We start from the raw sequence: 17,280 nt of genomic DNA, 5'->3' as shown, positions 1-17,280 counted from the left end.
ACGTCCCGTAGGATGCAAGCCCGTGGCGGAGACGACGACGAAGCACATCTTTGTGACCGGAGGCGTCGCCTCCTCTCTCGGGAAGGGACTGACGGCCTCGAGCCTCGGGTTCCTGCTCCGGAGCAGGGGGCTGCGGGTGACGATGCAGAAGCTCGACCCCTACATCAATGTCGACCCCGGCACGATGAACCCCTTCCAGCACGGCGAGGTGTTCGTCACCGAGGACGGCGCCGAGTGCGACCTCGACATCGGGCACTACGAGCGCTTCCTCAACACCGACCTGTGGGGCCGGTCCAACGTCACCACCGGGCAGATCTACAACGACGTGATCGCCAAGGAGCGGCGCGGCGACTACCTCGGCGACACCGTCCAGGTCATCCCGCATATCACCAACGAGATCAAGGCGCGCATGCGGGCGGCCGCGGACCGGCCGCCGGGGGAGCGACCGGACATCATCATCACCGAGGTCGGGGGGACGGTCGGCGACATCGAGTCGCTGCCCTTCCTCGAGGCGGCCCGCCAGGTGCGCCACGACATCGGGCGTGCCCACTCCTTCTTCCTGCACGTGTCCCTGGTGCCCTACCTCGCGCCCAGCGGGGAGCTCAAGACCAAGCCGACGCAGCACTCGGTGGCGGCGCTGCGGCAGGTGGGCATCACCCCCGACGCCCTGGTGCTGCGCGCCGACCGGGAGATCCCCGAGGGCATCAAGCGCAAGATCTCGATGATGTGCGACGTCGACTCCGACGCGGTGGCCGCGGCCGTGGACGCCCCCTCGATCTACGACATCCCCAAGGTCCTGCACACCGAGATGCTGGACGCGTATGTCGTGCGGCACCTCGGGATGCCGTTCCGGGACGTCGACTGGTCGGCCTGGGACGCGCTGCTCGAGCGGGTGCACGAGCCCGAGCACCGCGTCGAGATCGCCCTGGTCGGCAAGTACGTCGACCTGCCGGACGCCTACCTGTCGGTGACCGAGGCCATGCGCGCCGGTGGGTTCAAGCACGACGCGAAGGTCGACATCCGCTGGGTGGCCTCCGACGAGTGCCGCACCGAGGCGGGGGCGGCCCGGGCGCTCGGCGGGGTCGACGCCATCCTCGTGCCCGGCGGGTTCGGCGTGCGCGGCATCGAGGGGAAGATCGGGGCGCTGCGCTGGGCGCGGGAGCGCCAGGTGCCGACGTTGGGGATCTGCCTGGGACTGCAGGCGATGGTCATCGAGCACGCGCGTCACGTCGCCGGTATCGAGGGCGCGAGCTCCACGGAGTTCGACCCGGACACCCCCGCGCCGGTCATCGCCACGATGGAGGAGCAGAAGTCCTTCGTGGAGGGTGCCGGTGACCTCGGCGGCACCATGCGGCTGGGGTCCTACCCGGCCGTGCTCACCGAGGGGTCGGTCGTGGCCGCCGCCTACGGGACGACCGAGGTGACCGAGCGGCACCGGCACCGCTACGAGGTCAACAACGGGTTCCGCGACCAGCTGGGTGCCTCCGGGCTCGTGGTGAGCGGTCAGTCCCCGGACGGGGGGCTCGTCGAGTTCGTCGAGCTGCCGCGCGAGGTGCATCCCTACTACGTCGCGACCCAGGCCCACCCCGAGTTCAAGTCCCGGCCCGACCACGCCCATCCGCTGTTCGCCGGACTGGTGGCGGCGGCGCTGGACGCCCAGCGCAGCCAGCGGCTCGTCGAGGTGGAGCGTCAGCATCACCACGAGCTGCCCGACTGATGACCCTCTCCGCGCCCCGGCTGGGGCTGCCCGAGCTCGTCGACCTGCCCGGGTCCCGCCCCGTGCGCAGCACCGAGGTGGCGATGCGGGGTGCCGTCTGGGACGTGCACCGCGACGAGGTCGAGCTGGACGACGGCCCGGCCAGCAGGGAGTACGTGCACCACACCGGCGCGGTCGCCGTCCTCGCGGTGCGCGAGGACCGGGGCGAGCCGGAGATCTTCGTCATCCGGCAGTACCGCCACCCCATCGGCGCCGAGGACTGGGAGATCCCGGCGGGGCTGCTCGACGTCGAGGGGGAGCCGCCGGTGGAGGCCGCGCGCCGCGAGCTGGCCGAGGAGGCCGACCTGCGGGCCGAGCACTGGGAGCCCCTGGTGTCGTTCACGCCCTCCCCGGGCGGGCTCGACGAGACCATCCACGTCTTCGTCGCCACCGGTCTCGCGGACGTCCCCGAGGCGCAGCGGCACGCCCGGGAGGGTGAGGAGGCCGGTATGCCCTCCGGCTGGGTCGGCGTGCGCGACGCGGTGGCCGCCGTGCTGGGTGGGCAGGTGCACAACGGCCCGCTCATGCTGGCGGTGCTGGCGCTGCACACCCGGGCAGGCTTCCGCGGCTGACCCCGCCCCCGGCGCGCCCCGTGTGCCCGCCGCCGCGGCGTGTGTCAGGGTGACGTGGCGTCATACCGGGTGACGCTCGTCGTCGGCAAAGGAGCGGACATGCAGCCACTGGTGCTACGAAGTGCCATCATCGCGGCCCTGGGGGGTCTGCTCTTCGGGTTCGACACGGCGGTGATCTCGGGGACCACCTCGGACCTGACGGAGGTGTTCGGGCTGTCCGGGTTCGCGCTCGGCTTCACCGTCGCCACCGCGCTCATCGGCACCGTCGTCGGCGCCGCCTACGCCGGGCTCGGCAAGCCTGCCGACCGGTTCGGGCGCAAGCCGGTGCTCATCGTCATCGGAGTCCTCTACGTCGTCTCCGCGCTCGGGAGCGCCCTGGCGACCGACTGGGTCGTCTTCATGATCTTCCGCTTCGTCGGCGGTCTCGGGGTCGGTGCCGCCACCTCGGTGGCACCGATCTACAACGCCGAGGTCGCGCCGCCGCGGCACCGCGGTCGGTTGGTCGGGCTGTTCCAGTTCAACATCACGGTCGGCATCCTGCTGGCCTACCTCTCCAACTTCGCCATCCTGAGCCTCTTCCCGGAGGACACCGCCTGGCGCTGGATGTTCGGCGTCGAGGCGATCCCGGCCTTGGCCTTCGCGCTGCTGGTGCTGCTCGTGCCGGAGAGCCCCCGCTGGCTGATGGCCGTCGGCCGGCACGAGGAGGCCCGGGAGGTCATCGACCGGCTCACCGGGGACGCCGAGGAGGCGCGGGTGCAGCGCGAGGAGATCCAGGAGGCGCTGGAGGTGGAAGGGGACAGCGCCAAGGTGCCGTTCTTCACCCAGGGCCACCGCAAGGTCATCCTGCTCGCCTTCGCGATCGCGGCCTTCAACCAGCTGGGCGGCATCAACGCGGTGCTGTACTACGCCCCCACCATCTTCGAGAGCGCCGGGCTGGGCGAGAGCGCCGCCTTCCTCAACAGCGCCGGCGTGGGGCTCGTCAACCTGCTCGCGACGATCCTCGCCCTGACGCTCATCGACCGGGTGGGCCGGCGCTTCCTCATGCTCGTCTGCTCGGCCGGGTACGTCCTCACCCTCGGCCTGCTCACCGTGCTGTTCTTCGTCTACGAGGGCAACTTCACCGGGGTCACCAGCGGCCTCGTCGTCGCCAGCATCATGCTCTTCGTGGGGGTGCACGCCTTCGGGCAGGGAGCCGTCATCTGGGTCTTCATCGCCGAGATCTTCCCCAACGCCATCCGGGCCCGGGGCCAGTCCTTCGGGGCGCTGACCCACTGGACCTTCGCGGCGGCGATCTCCTGGTCGTTCCCCGCGATCGCCGGGAACCTGGGCGGCGGTGTCGCCTTCCTCATCTTCCTCCTCGGTGGGGTGGCCATGACGTTCTGGACGATCAAGGTCATGCCGGAGACCAAGGGCATCCCGCTGGAGGAGATGGAGGAGACCCTCGACCTGGCCGGCAGCGCCGCGATGAAGGCGCGGTAGGGAGCAGCTCGCCGGGGCGTCGGCGCGGGTGGGCCCCTGCTGGCCCGGACGACGCCGCGGTGGGCTCCTGCTCAGAGGGGGATGACGGTGACCCCGAGCAGCCAGGTGAGCAGCTGGCTGCCGGCCGTGAGGACGAACGACCCGAGCAGCAGGATGGCGAAGCCGTAGCCACCCGAGGACCGCTGCTGCGGTGCCGGCGCGCGGTGGTCGCGCCACCCGCCCTCCTCCCAGATCGCGTAGGCCAGCACCCCCAGGCCCGCGGGCAGGCCGATGAGCCAGAACCAGAACCACCGGGTGCCGTGCACCGGCGCGCGCCCGAACACGACGTGCACCAGCATGCTGACGGCCAGCACCAGGCCGAGCAGACCGTGCGCCTGCCCGACCCGTCCCGGGACCACCGAGGCGACCGTGGACGGCAGCCCGCTGGTCACGAGATCCTCCTGGATCCAGTCCACCTCGGCCTCCGTCCAGGACCCCCAGCTGTTCGTGCTCGGGACGATGCGGTCCGGCACCACCAGGCGCGGGCGCGAGCCGGCCACGGTGTAGACCACGGCGGGCGTGCCGGTCTGGAGCTCGTCGACGGAGGCCGGTCGGAGGTCCTGCCCCGTCCACCACCAGGTCGACGAGCTCGCTTGCCCGGGTCGCTCCTCCACCAGCGCGTAGCTGGTCATCCTCCCGGACGACAGGTCCTCCACGGCCTGGCTGTGGTTGACCATCTGGAGGCCACCCACGAGCGAGAGCAGCGCGTGGGCCGCCCACAGCACGATGACCACGACGCCGGCGACCCGGCGGGCCCACCGCGCGAACCGCGCGTCACGGCCGACAGGGTCTGTCTGACCACCCGGCTTCACCGGGGAGTCGACGAGCGGGGCACGGCCCCGTGCCTGCCCGTCCTCGTCCGGACCGCGTCGCACGTCTCGCTCCCACCCCATGCCTCAGGGTGGCACGGCGTCCCGCCCGCAGCAGGTCGACGCGGCCCCGCTCGCGTGTCGGGCGCCTGGCCGGGACCCGTAGACTGATGTCGTTCCCGGGGCGGAGTGACGACCCGCCGGGGTGGACGAGGACCGAGGCTCAGGCATACCTCGTGACCGTGACACCCGCCCGGGGCCGCGCGTCCGGCGACACCGACGAGAGGCCGAGGTCCCCTCGGCGAAGGTGTGGTGGCACCGCGACCTGGCCCCCGCCCACACCTCCCGGGCTGCCTTGGCGGGCCCGGGTCGTCGCATCGACAGACCCTCCGGCGCGCCGCACCGAGAGGAGAGATCATGCTTCGCACCCACGAGTCGGGCACCCTGCGGCCTGAGCACGTCGGCCAGACCGTCACCCTCACCGGCTGGGTGGCCCGACGCCGCGACCACGGCGGCGTCGCCTTCATCGACCTGCGGGACGCCAGCGGCGTCGTCCAGGTCGTCGCCCGTGACGAGGTGCTCACCGGCACCGCGCACGACCTGCGCAGCGAGTACTGCGTCAAGGTCGTCGGCGAGGTCACCGCCCGCGCGGAGAAGGACGTCAACCCCGAGCTCCCGACCGGCGGTATCGACGTCGTCGCCACCGAGATCGAGGTGCTCAGCGCCTCGGCCCCGCTGCCGTTCCAGATCGACGAGCGGGTCAGCGTCGGCGAGGAGGCGCGCCTGCGCCACCGCTACCTGGACCTGCGACGTCCCGGAGCCGGCGCGGCGGGGCAGAACCTGCGGCTGCGCTCGCGGGTCAACGCGGCCGCCCGCACCGTGCTCGCCGAGCGCGACTTCGTCGAGGTCGAGACCCCGACCCTCACGCGGTCGACCCCGGAGGGCGCCCGCGACTTCCTCGTGCCGGCCCGCCTGCAGCCGGGCAGCTGGTACGCCCTGCCGCAGAGCCCGCAGCTGTTCAAGCAGCTGCTCATGGTCGCCGGGATGGAGCGCTACTACCAGATCGCCCGCTGCTACCGCGACGAGGACTTCCGCGCCGACCGGCAGCCGGAGTTCACCCAGCTCGACATCGAGATGAGCTTCGTGGAGCAGGACGACGTCATCGAGCTCGGCGAGGCGGTCGCGGCGGAGGTGTGGCGCACCATCGGCGTCGAGCTCACCACGCCGTTCCCGCGGATGACGTATGCCGAGGCGATGCGGAGGTACGGCTCGGACAAGCCGGACCTCCGCTTCGGCGTGGAGCTGGTCGAGTGCACCGACTACTTCGCGGACACCCCCTTCCGGGTGTTCCAGGCGGAGTACGTCGGGGCGGTGGTGATGCCCGGCGGCGGCAGCCAGCCTCGTCGTCAGTTCGACGCCTGGCAGGAGTGGGCCAAGCAGCGGGGGGCCAAGGGTCTGGCCTACGTCACCGTCACTGACGACGGGACGTTGGGTGGACCGGTGGCCAAGAACCTCTCGGACGCGGAGCGCGAGGGACTCGCGGCGCACGTGGGTGCCGAGCCGGGTGACTGCGTCTTCTTCGCGGCCGGTGCGACCAGGCCCTCGCGTGCCCTGCTGGGCGCGGCCCGGCAGGAGATCGCCGAACGCGTGGGTCTGGTGGACGAGGACGCCTGGAGCTTCCTGTGGGTCGTCGACGCGCCGCTGTTCGAGCCGGCCGGTGACGCCGTCGCGGCGGGGGACGTGGCGGTGGGTGCCGGGGCCTGGACCGCCGTGCACCACGCCTTCACCTCACCCAAGGCGGAGTTCCTGGACTCCCTCGAGGAGGACCCGGGCGCGGCGCTGGCGTACGCCTACGACCTGGTGTGCAACGGCAACGAGATCGGGGGTGGGTCCATCCGTATCCACCGGCGCGACGTCCAGGAGCGGGTCTTCGCGATCATGGGCCTGTCTCCGGAGGAGGCGCAGGAGAAGTTCGGCTTCCTGCTCGAGGCGTTCAAGTTCGGGGCACCGCCGCACGGCGGGATCGCCTTCGGATGGGACCGCATCGTCGCCCTCCTGGCCGGCACCGACTCGATCCGCGACGTCATCGCCTTCCCGAAGTCCGGTGGCGGCTTCGACCCGCTGACCGCTGCTCCGGCTCCCATCACGCCCGAGCAGCGCAGGGAGGCGGGAGTGGACGCCGAGCCCGAGGCGGAGGAGAGCGCCACGGCCTGAGGACTGAGCGGCACTGCTCGGCGACCGCCCGGCGACTGCTCGGCGACTGCCCGGCGACTGCTCGGCGACTGCCCGGTCGGCCGGTCGCGTCGCGGCCGGACGCGGGCACGCGCGTGGAGCAGGTCAGGGAGGCGCTGGACCTCGGGTCCGGGCTGCCGGCCTCGGGTGCCGGCCCTTGGTGGTGGCTGTCGGCCGGCGGCCCTCGGCGGCGGCTGTGGGGAGGCGGCCCTCGGCGGCTGTCGGGTGCCGGCCCTCGGCGGCGGCCGGTGAGGTCCTCGGCAGCACCGCACCCGGGCGGAGATAGAGAGTCGGCGGCACGGCGGCCTGCCGCGGTCGCTCCCGTCCCTGGTTGCACCGCTGGCACAGCCCCTGGCCGTTGTGGATGGACGTCGAACCGCCGTCGCGGTGCCGCACCCGGTGGTCGATGTGCCGGATGGGCGCCCCGCACCACGGCGTCCGGCAGTAGCGGTCCCGGCTGACGATCAGCGCCCGTTGGGCCTCGCTGAAGAGTCGGCGCCGGGTGTCCCGGGCGAAGACCTCCCCGGTCAACGGGTCGGCGTAGAGCCGGCGGACGAAGACCCGCGCCGCAGCCACGTCGGCGGCGTCGGGGCCGGCAGGCGGGTGCACGCCCAGGTCGGCGCCCCGTGCAGTCGGCGAGGCACCTCTGTCCGGCGACGCGCCTTCCGAGCCCGTGGCGCCGTGGGGCAGCGGGCACGACCAGGCGGGGCAGCGCGACCCCTCCGGGCAGACGTCGCCGCCAGCCTGGCGGTGGGTCGTCGGCTCCGGCGCGCCAGCGGTGTCGGCAGGCGCCGTCGCAGGCGGCGGGTCGGCGGCCCGCCCCGGCGAGGGGGTCAGCAGGTCGCGTGCCGTCTGCGCGGGGAGCGGGCCGTAGCCGTCGAGATGGGCCGCCACGGTGTCCCCCGCCATGAGCGAGGCGTCGGTCATGACGAGGCTGAGGTCGATGTCCGGCAGTGCCACGGGGTCACGCCCGGTGACGTTGGCATAGAGCGTGTCGGCCATGATCCTGCCCTGGGTGCGCTCGTCCCCCGAGGCGCGGACCAGCTCGGCGTGGCGCTTGAGCGCGGCGTAGACCGCCACCCCCTGGGCCGCCGGCAGCATCGCGGAGATGACGCACATGACGTCCGGTGCGGGGCGCACCGACACGTAGGCGTCCTCGGCCGCCCTGGCTGCCCGCCGCACGTGGGCCTGGGGGTCCAGCTCGTAGACGAGCGCGGTCACCGTGGCGCGCAGCTGTCTCGTGGACAGGCCGGCGAGCTGACCGACGAGCTGCTCGTCGACGAGCCGACGGTCCGCAGGCGACAGGCAGGTCGTGGCCCGGGTGACGACCTCGGCCTGATGGGCGTCGATCACGCCCTCCGCCAGGGCGGCCAGGGTGCGGGGCATCTCCCGGGCCAGGGCCCGGGAGCAGGCCAGGCGGTTCGAGGACCGGGCAGGGGAGACCTTGCCCGCCAGGGCGAGGTCGTCCGCGACTCCCGATCCGACGTTGGCGGCAGCGACCCCGTCGGCCTCCTGTTGCTGCCGCTGGGACCGGTCGAACTCGTCCGAGAGCACCGCGTGCGCGGCGGCGGACGCGCGGTTGAGGTCCTCCAGCGCGCGGATGAGCTCGAGGCGCTCGGCGTCCGACGCGTCCGGGCGAGGGAGCGCGAGGCGACCCGCCAGTGCGCGGATCTCGGCACGACCCGCCGGCCCGTCTCCCTCCACCGGCCGCTTCGTCGATGTTACCGATGTCGCCATGTCCCCCACCCCCTCGATGGTTGCTTCGTCCATCATATCGAACATCTGTTCGATTGTCAAGCCCCGCGGAGAAGCAAGGGCTGTGATGTCTCAGGACATCGGTGACAGTTCTGCATCAGGACTTGGGTGACGGTTGGTGTGTCAGCAGGACATCACACGGAGAAGCAGGGGCAGGTGCCGAAAGGTCACGAGGGGGCTGGGAGGCGCGGGCTCGGCGGGCACGGCTGGCCGGCACGGTGGGCAGCGCAGCGCGCGCGACCTCGGCGCCGCGGGTCGGCATCCGGGAGGGTCGGACGTATGCGACCTGGGCGCCTCAGACCAACATCCGGGAGTGCCAGGCGCGGGCGGTGCCGAAGCCGAGGCGCGCATACACCCTCCGAGCCGCGGTGTTGTCGCTGAACATGCCGAGGGTGCAGGCCCCGTGGCCGGCCAGCGCCCACCGGGTCAGCGCCGCGCTGACGACCGTGGCGAGCCCGGCGCCACGGTGCGGAGCGGCGGTGACGATGCCGGCCAGGTGCGGCACCCCCGTCGCCTCCCGCTCGGCCCCGCCGACCGCGACCAGGCCTCCGTCGGGGCCCCGGACGCCGACCCAGTGGTGCACGCGGCCGGTGCCGATCTCGGTCCACACGCGTGGGTTGTGCTCCCGGGTGAAGTGCTCGAGCTCGGCGGCGTCGCGCCGGTCGTCCAGAGGTATGACGTCACGCTCGCGCGCGTCGACGGCCGGCTGCGAGGTGGTCCACATCCAGTCCCAGTCGCCTCCGTCGCCCAGGTCCAGGACGGCGTGCGCGACCTCGGCGTGCTCCTGGGGGACGGACACCGCCCGGGCCCCGAGCCGCTGCAGGTGACCGCCCTGCCGCAGCTGGGTCAGCGCCGTGCGCACCCGCCCTGACTCCGTGGTCGTGCCCCGTCCTCGCAGCGGCGCCACCCAGAACCCCGGCCGAGGACCGAGCCGCTGCACGAGCGCCACCCCGTCGTGCACCCATACCTCGCCCTGCAACGGGTCGGGGAGCGCCCACCGCACCCAGGGGTCGTCCCCGGACAGCGACAGCAGCTCGGCGTGCGAGGTGAGTCGGTCCACGGCGTTAGCCTGACATGCGTGTCCGACCTCTTCACCTCCGCCGCGGACCCCGCCGTCGGTGCGGCCGGCGGCGCGGGCGACGCCAGCGGTGCGCTGCTGGCCCCGCTCGCGCTCCGCATGCGCCCGCGCTCGCTGGAGGAGGTCGTCGGCCAGCGCGAGGCGCTGCGCCCCGGCTCACCGCTGCGGCGGCTCATCGAGGGGTCCGGTGGCGCCGCCGGACCGCTGTCGGCGATCCTCTGGGGTCCGCCGGGCACCGGCAAGACGACGCTGGCGCACCTGGTCGCCCAGGCTGCCGAGCGCACCTTCGTGGAGCTCTCCGCCGTCACCGCCGGCGTCAAGGACGTCCGGGCGGTGATGGACCGCGCGGTGCAGGAGCGCTCCCTGCACGGCCGGCAGACGGTGCTCTTCCTCGACGAGATCCACCGCTTCACCAAGGCGCAGCAGGACGCCCTCCTCCCGGGCGTGGAGAACCGCACCGTCATCCTCGTGGCCGCGACCACCGAGAACCCGTCCTTCTCCATCATCGCCCCGCTGCTCTCGCGATCGGTCCTGGTCACGCTGACCTCGCTCGACGACGCGGACGTGCGCGGGGTCCTCGCCCGCGCGCTCGTCGACGAGCGCGGGCTGGGCGGGGCGTTCACCCTGGGGGACGAGGCCACCGAGCACGTCGTCCGGATGGCCGGGGGAGACGCCCGCCGGGCGCTCACGACCCTGGAGGCGGCTGCCGGGGTGGCCGCCGACGACCGCCCGGCGGGCCGCGAGGACGACGTCGTCGAGATCGCCCTCGCGCAGGTCGAGCAGGCGATGGCCCAGGCGGCCGTGCGCTACGACCGCGCGGGTGACCAGCACTACGACGTCGCCAGCGCCTTCATCAAGTCCATGCGCGGCTCCGACGTCGACGCGGCCCTGCACTACCTCGCGCGGCAGCTGGAGGCGGGGGAGGACCCACGCTTCATCGCCCGGCGCATCGTCATCGCGGCCAGCGAGGACGTCGGTCTGGGCGACCCGACGGCGCTGCAGACCGCGGTGGCGGCGATGCACGCCGTGGCGCAGATCGGGATGCCCGAGGCGCGGATCATCCTCGCCCAGGCCGTGGTGCACAACGCGTTGGCGCCCAAGTCCAACGCGGCCTACGCGGCCGTCAACGCCGCGATCGCCGACGTGCGGGCCGGCAGGGGCGGCCCGGTCCCGCCGCACCTGCGGGGCACCGGGTATGCCGGTGCCACCCGCCTCGGTCACGGCGAGGGTTACCGCTACACCCACGACGAGCCCGCCGGGGTGGGCGAGCAGCAGTTCCTCCCGGAGGACCTGGCCGACGCCGACTACTACCAGCCCAGCACGCGCGGCTGGGAGGAACGCCTCGGCCCTCGCTGGCGCGAGCTGCGGCGGATCATCCGCGGGGGCTGAGGCGGCCGTGGCCGGTGGGGCCGGAGTTCGGCCCGTGCCGGTGGGGTCGTCTAGAGTGGATGAGCCCATCGCACCGCCGGCGCCCCCTGTCGCCGGGCCTACGAGGAGATCATGGAAACCGCCGAGATCCGCCGCCGCTGGCTGTCCTTCTTCCAGGACAAGGGCCATGCCGTGGTGCCGAGCGCCTCCCTGGTCAGCCAGGACCCGACGCTGCTGTTCACCGTCGCCGGCATGGTGCCCTTCATCCCCTACCTCACCGGCCAGCAGACCCCTCCCTGGAAGCGGGCCACGAGCGTGCAGAAGTGCGTGCGGACCCTCGACATCGAGGAGGTCGGCAAGACCACCCGGCACGGCACCTTCTTCCAGATGAACGGCAACTTCTCCTTCGGTGACTACTTCAAGGAAGAGGCCATCGCCTACGCCTGGGAGTTCGTCACCGGCTCGCAGGACCAGGGTTGCCTGGGCTTCGACCCGGAGAGCATCTGGGTGACCGTCCTCAAGGGGGACGACGAGGCCGCCGAGATCTGGGGACGGGTCGCCGGGCTCACCCCGGAGCGCATCCAGGAACGCGGCCTGGAGGACAACTACTGGCACACCGGTGTGCCCGGACCGGGCGGCCCCTGCAGCGAGATCTACGTCGACCGCGGCCCGGAGTTCGGCCCGGACGGCGGGCCCGTCGTCGACGAGGACCGCTTCCTGGAGATCTGGAACCTGGTCTTCATGCAGGAGGAGCTCACCGAGGTCCGGTCCAAGATCGACTTCGACGTGGCCGGGGAGCTGCCCAGCAAGAACATCGACACCGGGATGGGCCTGGAGCGGGTGGCCTACCTCCTCCAGGGCGTGGACAACCTGTACGAGATCGACGAGGTCTATCCCGTCATCGAGCGTGCCGAGGAGCTCAGCGGGCGCGCCTACGGCGCCGACGACGAGGACGACGTCCGCTTCCGGGTCGTCGCCGACCACGTCCGGTCCGGCCTCATGCTGCTGGGCGACGGCGTGGTGCCCGGCAACGAGGGGCGTGGCTACGTCCTGCGGCGGCTGCTGCGGCGCGCGGTGCGCTCGATGCGGCTGCTGGGGGTGGAGCAGCCCTCGCTCACCGAGCTGCTCACGGTGAGCAAGGACGTCATGAAGACCTCCTATCCCGAGCTGCAGGAGCAGTGGGAGCGGATCAGCGAGGTCGCCGCGGCCGAGGAGGAGGCGTTCCGGCGCACCTTGGCCAGCGGGACGAGCATCCTCGACGACGCCGTCGCCCGGGCCCGGTCCGCCGGAGCGACCCGGCTCGGCGGCGCCGAGGCCTTCGCGCTGCACGACACCTACGGCTTCCCCATCGACCTGACCCTCGAGATGGCCTCCGAGCAGGGGCTGTCCGTCGACGAGGACGGCTTCCGCGCGCTCATGAGCGAGCAGCGCGAGCGGGCCCAGGCCGACGCCAGGGCCAAGAAGACCGGGCGTGGCGGCGCCGGGGCCTACCGCGGCCTGGCCGACCGGCTGGGGACCCAGACGGCCTTCACCGGCTACGAGCAGATGAGCGGGCAGGACCGTGTGGTCGGCCTGCTGTCCGAGGGGCGCGAGGTCGACCGCTACCGGCGCGACGGAGGTGCCGGTGAGGGCGCCGACGGGGAGCTCGAGCTGGTGCTCGCCAGCACCCCGTTCTACGCCGAAGCGGGCGGCCAGCTCGCCGACCACGGCACCATCCGGCTCGGCAGCGGCGGACTCTTCGAGGTGACCGACGTGCAGCGTCCGGTGCCCGGGCTCGTCGTCCATCGCGGCCGCCTGGTCGAGGGCGAGGTGGCGGTCGGCGAGGACGCCCACAGCGAGGTCGACGTCGCCCGTCGCGCGTCGGTGTCCCGCGCGCACACCGCGACCCACATCGTGCACAAGGTCCTGCGGGAGACGCTCGGGGAGAGCGCCACGCAGGCCGGGTCCGAGAACGCCCCCGGGCGGCTGCGCTTCGACTTCCGCGCGACCCGCGGTCTCGACGCCGCCGAGCTCGCCGCGGTCGAGACCCGCATCAACGAGCGCCTCATGGCCGACCTGCAGGTCAGCGCCGCCGAGATGACCTTCGAGCAGGCCCGGGAGATGGGGGCCATGGCCCTCTTCGGTGAGCGCTACCCGGATGTCGTCCGGGTCGTCTCGGTGGGTGGTCCGTGGAGCCTGGAGCTGTGCGGTGGCACCCACGTGCTCAACAGCGCCCAGCTCTCGCTGGTCAAGATCATGGGCGAGTCCTCGATCGGGTCGGGCGTGCGCCGGGTCGAGGCTCTGGTGGGGGCGGACGCCTACGCCCACCTGGCGCGCGAGAACGTCATCGTCAACCAGCTCACCGACACCCTCCGGGTGCGCCCGGACGAGCTGTCCGACCGGGTGGCCCAGCTCGTCGCCCGGCTCAGGGACGCCGAGAAGGAGATCGCGCAGGCCAAGGCGACCCAGGTGCTGTCCGCGGCCTCCGGGCTCGTGGACCAGGCGAGGGACGTCGCCGGCACGACCTACCTCGGACACGACCTGGGCGAGGGCGCGGGAGGGGACGACCTGCGCCGGCTCGTCACCGACCTGCGGGGCCGGCTGGGCAACGAGCGGCCTGTCGTCGTGGCGCTGACGGGGACCGCCGGTGGGCGCCCGTCCGTCGTCGTCGCCACCAACGAGGCGGCGCGCGAGCGCGGCACCCGGGCCGGGGCCCTGGTCCGGGTCGCGGCCCAGGCCCTCGGCGGGGGAGGCGGCGGCAAGGACGACCTGGCCCAGGGCGGTGGGCAGGACCCGGGCGCCACGGGCGCCGCTCTCACCGCGGTCGAGGAGGCCCTGCGGGCATGAGCTCGGTGGCGGAGGACCGACCGGGCGTCGCGCCCGGCGTGCTGCTCGGCGTCGACGTCGGCGAGGTCCGCGTCGGCCTCGCCGCCTCCGACCCCCTCGGTATGCTCGCCCACCCGGTCGCCACCCTGCGCCGGGACCACGAGGGGTCCGCAGACCTGGAGGAGATCGCCGACGAGGCGCGACGTCGCGGCGCCGTCCTCGTGGTCGTGGGGATGCCGCGCTCGCTCGACGGGACCGAGCGAGTGGCGGCACAGCGTGCTCGCCGGTACGCTGAGCGGCTGCAACGGTGCCTGGAGGTGCCGGTACGGCTCTGGGACGAGCGCATGTCCACGGTCGACGCCCACCGGGCGCTGCACGGCAGCGGTGTCCCGGGGCGCGAGCAGCGTGGCGTCGTGGACCAGGTCGCCGCCGTGCTCATCCTCCAGGCCGCCCTGGACTCACGCCGAGCCGGCCGTCCCGCCGGCGCCCCCCTGACGGCGCGCAAGAAGCCCCGGGCACGACGGTCTCGCGACCCTGACGCGAAGGACGCCACATGAGCCAGCCGCCCGAGGAAGACTGGGACGAGCACGACGCCCGAGGTGTCGGTGCCCGCTTCGACGACGACGTGCTCAGGTTGCGCGGTGACCGGCACCACGACGAGTCGTTGGCCGACCACGTGCTCGACCCGGGCGAGCCCGAGCCCCACGAGTACCACGACGACCACCACCACGACCACCCGCGTCGCCGGCACCGGCGCAACCCCTGGCTCGTGATTCTCGCCCTGGGCCTGGCCGGCGTGGTCGTCCTCGTGGCCGCGGTCTACTCCTTCGGCTCGGTGCGCTCGCTGGTGCCCGACCTCGCGGCCGGCGACGACGTCTCCACCGCCGACTACGAGGGCGAGGGCAGCGGTGAGGTCCTGGTGGAGATCCCCCGTGGTGCGGCCGGTGCCGACATCGCCCAGATCCTCGTCGAGGAGGACGTCGTCGGGTCGGTCTCGGCCTTCTCCGCGGCCCTGCAGGCCGACCCGGACTCGGCGGCCATCCAGCCGGGCACCTACCGCATGGCCAACCAGATGAGCTCGGAGGCGGCCCTGGGGCGCCTGCTGGACCCGGAGTACCGGGAGTTCAGCGGGGTCACGGTGCGCGAGGGACTCTGGGTCGACGAGACCTTCACCGTGCTGGCCGAGGGCACCGGCCACGAGGTCGCCGACTACGAGGCGGTCGACCCCGCCGACCTGGAGCTGCCGGCCGCGGCCGAGGGTGAGCTCGAGGGGTTCCTCTACCCCAGCACCTACGACTTCGCCCCGGACAGCACCCCCGCCGAGCAGCTGCAGGCCATGGTCGACCAGGGCGTCCGGGTCTACGACGAGCTCGGCATCCCCGACGAGGACCTGCGCGAGGTGGTCATCAAGGCCAGCATCGTGCAGGGCGAGGGTCAGTTCGCCGAGGACCTGCCCCGGATCGCGCGGGTCATGGAGAACCGCATCGAGGGCAACTCGGAGACCAACGGCTTCATGCAGATGGATTCCACCGTCCACTTCATCTACCAGGAGCGAGGTCGCGCGGGGACCACCGAGGAGCAACGCTCCAACGACAGCCCCTACAACACCTACGTCCACCCCGGGCTCCCCCCCGGCCCGATCAACAGCCCCGGCGAGGACGCCCTGCGGGCCGCGCTGGAGCCCGAGCCCGGGGACTGGGTCTACTTCGTCACCGTCGACCCCTCCACCGGGGAGACGAAGTTCGCCGAGACCTACGAGGAGCACCTCGTCAACCAGGAGGAGTTCCTCCAGTGGTGCGAGGACAACCCGGACCAGTGCTGACCCGCGCGGGCGTCGTCGGCTCGCCCGTGGCCCACTCGTTGTCGCCGGTCCTGCACCACGCGGCCTACGCCGCGCTCGGTCTGGGCGACTGGTCCTACGACCGGACCGAGGTCCCCGCCGGGGGGCTGGGCCGGTTCGTGGAGAGCCTCGGCCCGGAGTGGGTGGGTCTCTCGGTCACCATGCCCGGCAAGGAGGAGGCGCTGGCGCTGGCGCAGGCGGCCGGCGGCTCGGCCACCGCCGTGGGTGCCGCCAACACCCTCGTCCGCCGGCCCGAGGGGTGGTATGCCGACAACACCGACGTCGACGGTCTGCGCGCCGCCCTCCTCGAGGCGGGTCTGGAGGATGCGCGCCGGGCGGTCGTGCTCGGCGGGGGAGCCACCGCCCGCTCGGCCTTCGTGGCGCTGCAGGGGCTCGGCGTGCGCGTCGTGGAGGTGCTCGTCCGCGACCGGCTGCGGCCGCAGACCGCGCAGCTGCTGGAGTCCCTCGGGCTGGACACCCACGTGCGGCGCCTGGCCGACGGCATACCCCTCGACGCGGCCGAGGTGGTCCTCAGCACGCTGCCCGGCGGCACGCCGGCACCACCCGTCCGCGACGGCGGCGCGCACCGGCCGGTCGCCATGGACGTCGGCTACGCGCCCTGGCCGAGCCCCTTCGCCGACGCGGTGGCCGAGGCCACGCAGGGTAGGGTCCGGGTCGTGAGGGGAACGCGGATGCTGCTGCACCAGGCGGCCCGGCAGGTGGAGCTGATGACCGGGCGGGAGGCCCCCACGCCGGCGATGGACCTGGCCCTGCGGCGCGCGCTCGAGGGGCGGGCGCCGCGGTGAGCCACCTCGTCCTGCCGGCGCTGGTCGCGGTCGTCGTGGCGCTCCTCGGCATCCCCGTCGCCCGGTGGCTGGAGCAGACGACCTACCGCAAGCCGGACGAGGTTGACGAGCCCTACCCGGGACGGCGGTGGTGGGTTCCGGTGGCCCTGGCGCTGTCGGCGGCGGCCGTGATGCACCGCGTGTGGCAGGTCCCCGATGACGCGGTGCCCGGGTGGCCGGTCGCGGCCGTCCTCACCCCGACCCTGCTCCTCGTCACGCTGGCGTGCGTCTGCCTCGCGGCCATGGACCTCGACGTGCATCGGCTGCCGGACCGCATCATGTGGCCGACCATGGGCACCCTCCTGGTGGGGCTGCCGATCGCGGCGCTGGTCGGCGGGGGTCTCGAGCCGCTCCTGCGGGCGCTCCTGGCCGGGCTGGCCGCCGGGGGTTTCTACCTGCTCATCGCGCTGCTCTCGCTGGCCCGCGGCTCGCTCGCGCTCGGCCTCGGCGACGTCAAGCTGGCGGCCGTCCTGGGCACCGGGCTCGGGTGGTTCGGCTGGGCCGAGATGATGCTCGGGATCTACGCCGGCTTCATCGTCGGTGGCCTCTTCGCCGTCGGCCTGCTGCTCACCCGCCGGGTGAGCTGGAAGGGGGACTTCGCCTACGGCCCGGCGATGATGGTCGGGGCCCTGGTCGGACTGCTGCTGGGGGGTCCCGCGCTGGCCGGGCTGGCCTGAGCCGGTCCCGTCCGGGGCGTGCCGG

Annotated in this window: 13 protein-coding genes; 10 read left to right on the top strand and 3 right to left on the bottom strand. The window is 73.2% G+C overall.

The genetic code is table 11. The annotated features are described in order from the left end of the window. The first annotated feature begins 22 nt into the window (after positions 1 to 22). Genes Q0795_RS03610 through Q0795_RS03600 form a run of 3 tightly spaced genes read left to right on the top strand, consistent with a single transcriptional unit; the run spans position 23 to position 3,807 of the window. Complete coding sequence (locus tag Q0795_RS03610) at positions 23 to 1,717, top strand: CTP synthase (protein WP_298886564.1); 1,695 nt, start codon at positions 23 to 25, stop codon at positions 1,715 to 1,717. Then, complete coding sequence (locus Q0795_RS03605) at positions 1,717 to 2,328, top strand: NUDIX hydrolase (protein WP_298886561.1); 612 nt, start codon at positions 1,717 to 1,719, stop codon at positions 2,326 to 2,328. The genes Q0795_RS03610 and Q0795_RS03605 overlap by 1 nt, the downstream gene beginning before the upstream one ends. A 39-nt stretch (positions 2,329 to 2,367) precedes the next feature. Continuing rightward, complete coding sequence (locus Q0795_RS03600; RefSeq protein WP_366942447.1) at positions 2,368 to 3,807, top strand: sugar porter family MFS transporter; 1,440 nt, start codon at positions 2,368 to 2,370, stop codon at positions 3,805 to 3,807. A 71-nt stretch (positions 3,808 to 3,878) separates the two neighbouring features. Here the strand turns inward: Q0795_RS03600 and Q0795_RS03595 are convergent, their stop codons facing one another. Beyond that, positions 3,879 to 4,721, bottom strand: a complete 843-nt coding sequence (locus Q0795_RS03595; RefSeq protein ID WP_298886558.1) for a hypothetical protein — start codon at positions 4,719 to 4,721, stop codon at positions 3,879 to 3,881. A gap of 351 nt (positions 4,722 to 5,072) precedes the next feature. On the opposite strand from Q0795_RS03595, the gene aspS reads away from it, so the two are divergent. Then, the gene (gene aspS, locus Q0795_RS03590) at positions 5,073 to 6,869 is read left to right on the top strand and encodes an aspartate--tRNA ligase (RefSeq protein ID WP_298886555.1); all 1,797 of its coding nucleotides are present in this window, start codon (positions 5,073 to 5,075) and stop codon (positions 6,867 to 6,869) included. Positions 6,870 to 6,992: 123 nt separating this feature from the next. On the opposite strand, the gene Q0795_RS03585 is transcribed toward aspS, so the two are convergent. Together Q0795_RS03585 and Q0795_RS03580 are read right to left on the bottom strand one after the other, a co-directional pair. Beyond that, positions 6,993 to 8,669 (bottom strand): HNH endonuclease signature motif containing protein, encoded by a 1,677-nt coding sequence (locus tag Q0795_RS03585; protein ID WP_298886550.1) that lies wholly within the window; start codon positions 8,667 to 8,669, stop codon positions 6,993 to 6,995. A 268-nt stretch (positions 8,670 to 8,937) separates the two neighbouring features. Further along, complete coding sequence (locus tag Q0795_RS03580; protein ID WP_298886547.1) at positions 8,938 to 9,702, bottom strand: GNAT family N-acetyltransferase; 765 nt, start codon at positions 9,700 to 9,702, stop codon at positions 8,938 to 8,940. Positions 9,703 to 9,720: 18 nt separating this feature from the next. Between Q0795_RS03580 and Q0795_RS03575 the strand changes: the two genes are divergently transcribed. The 6 genes from Q0795_RS03575 to Q0795_RS03550 all read left to right on the top strand — a co-directional run bounded on the left by Q0795_RS03575 (position 9,721) and on the right by Q0795_RS03550 (position 17,255). Then, a complete protein-coding gene (locus tag Q0795_RS03575; protein ID WP_298886544.1) occupies positions 9,721 to 11,109 on the top strand; it encodes a replication-associated recombination protein A in 1,389 nt (462 codons plus the stop codon). Positions 11,110 to 11,220: 111 nt separating this feature from the next. After that, entirely contained in the window at positions 11,221 to 13,914 is a 2,694-nt protein-coding gene (gene alaS, locus Q0795_RS03570; protein ID WP_298886540.1) for an alanine--tRNA ligase, read from the top strand. Then, a complete protein-coding gene (gene ruvX / locus Q0795_RS03565; RefSeq protein ID WP_298886537.1) occupies positions 13,911 to 14,450 on the top strand; it encodes a Holliday junction resolvase RuvX in 540 nt (179 codons plus the stop codon). Before alaS ends, ruvX begins: the two co-directional genes overlap by 4 nt. Beyond that, positions 14,447 to 15,715 (top strand): endolytic transglycosylase MltG, encoded by a 1,269-nt coding sequence (gene mltG / locus Q0795_RS03560; protein ID WP_298886534.1) that lies wholly within the window; start codon positions 14,447 to 14,449, stop codon positions 15,713 to 15,715. The genes ruvX and mltG overlap by 4 nt, the downstream gene beginning before the upstream one ends. Further along, a complete protein-coding gene (locus Q0795_RS03555; protein WP_298886531.1) occupies positions 15,709 to 16,539 on the top strand; it encodes a shikimate dehydrogenase in 831 nt (276 codons plus the stop codon). Before mltG ends, Q0795_RS03555 begins: the two co-directional genes overlap by 7 nt. Then, positions 16,536 to 17,255 carry an A24 family peptidase gene (locus Q0795_RS03550; protein ID WP_298886528.1) on the top strand — a complete coding sequence of 240 codons (720 nt, stop codon included), beginning with the start codon at positions 16,536 to 16,538 and terminating at the stop codon, positions 17,253 to 17,255. The genes Q0795_RS03555 and Q0795_RS03550 overlap by 4 nt, the downstream gene beginning before the upstream one ends. Positions 17,256 to 17,280: the final 25 nt, after the last annotated feature.

Origin of the sequence: uncultured Serinicoccus sp., from assembly GCF_947487915.1 — a bacterium.
GTDB lineage: Bacteria > Actinomycetota > Actinomycetes > Actinomycetales > Dermatophilaceae > Ornithinicoccus.
Note: the sequence above shows the minus strand (reverse complement) of the source record. Positions and strands in the feature narration are given on the sequence as shown.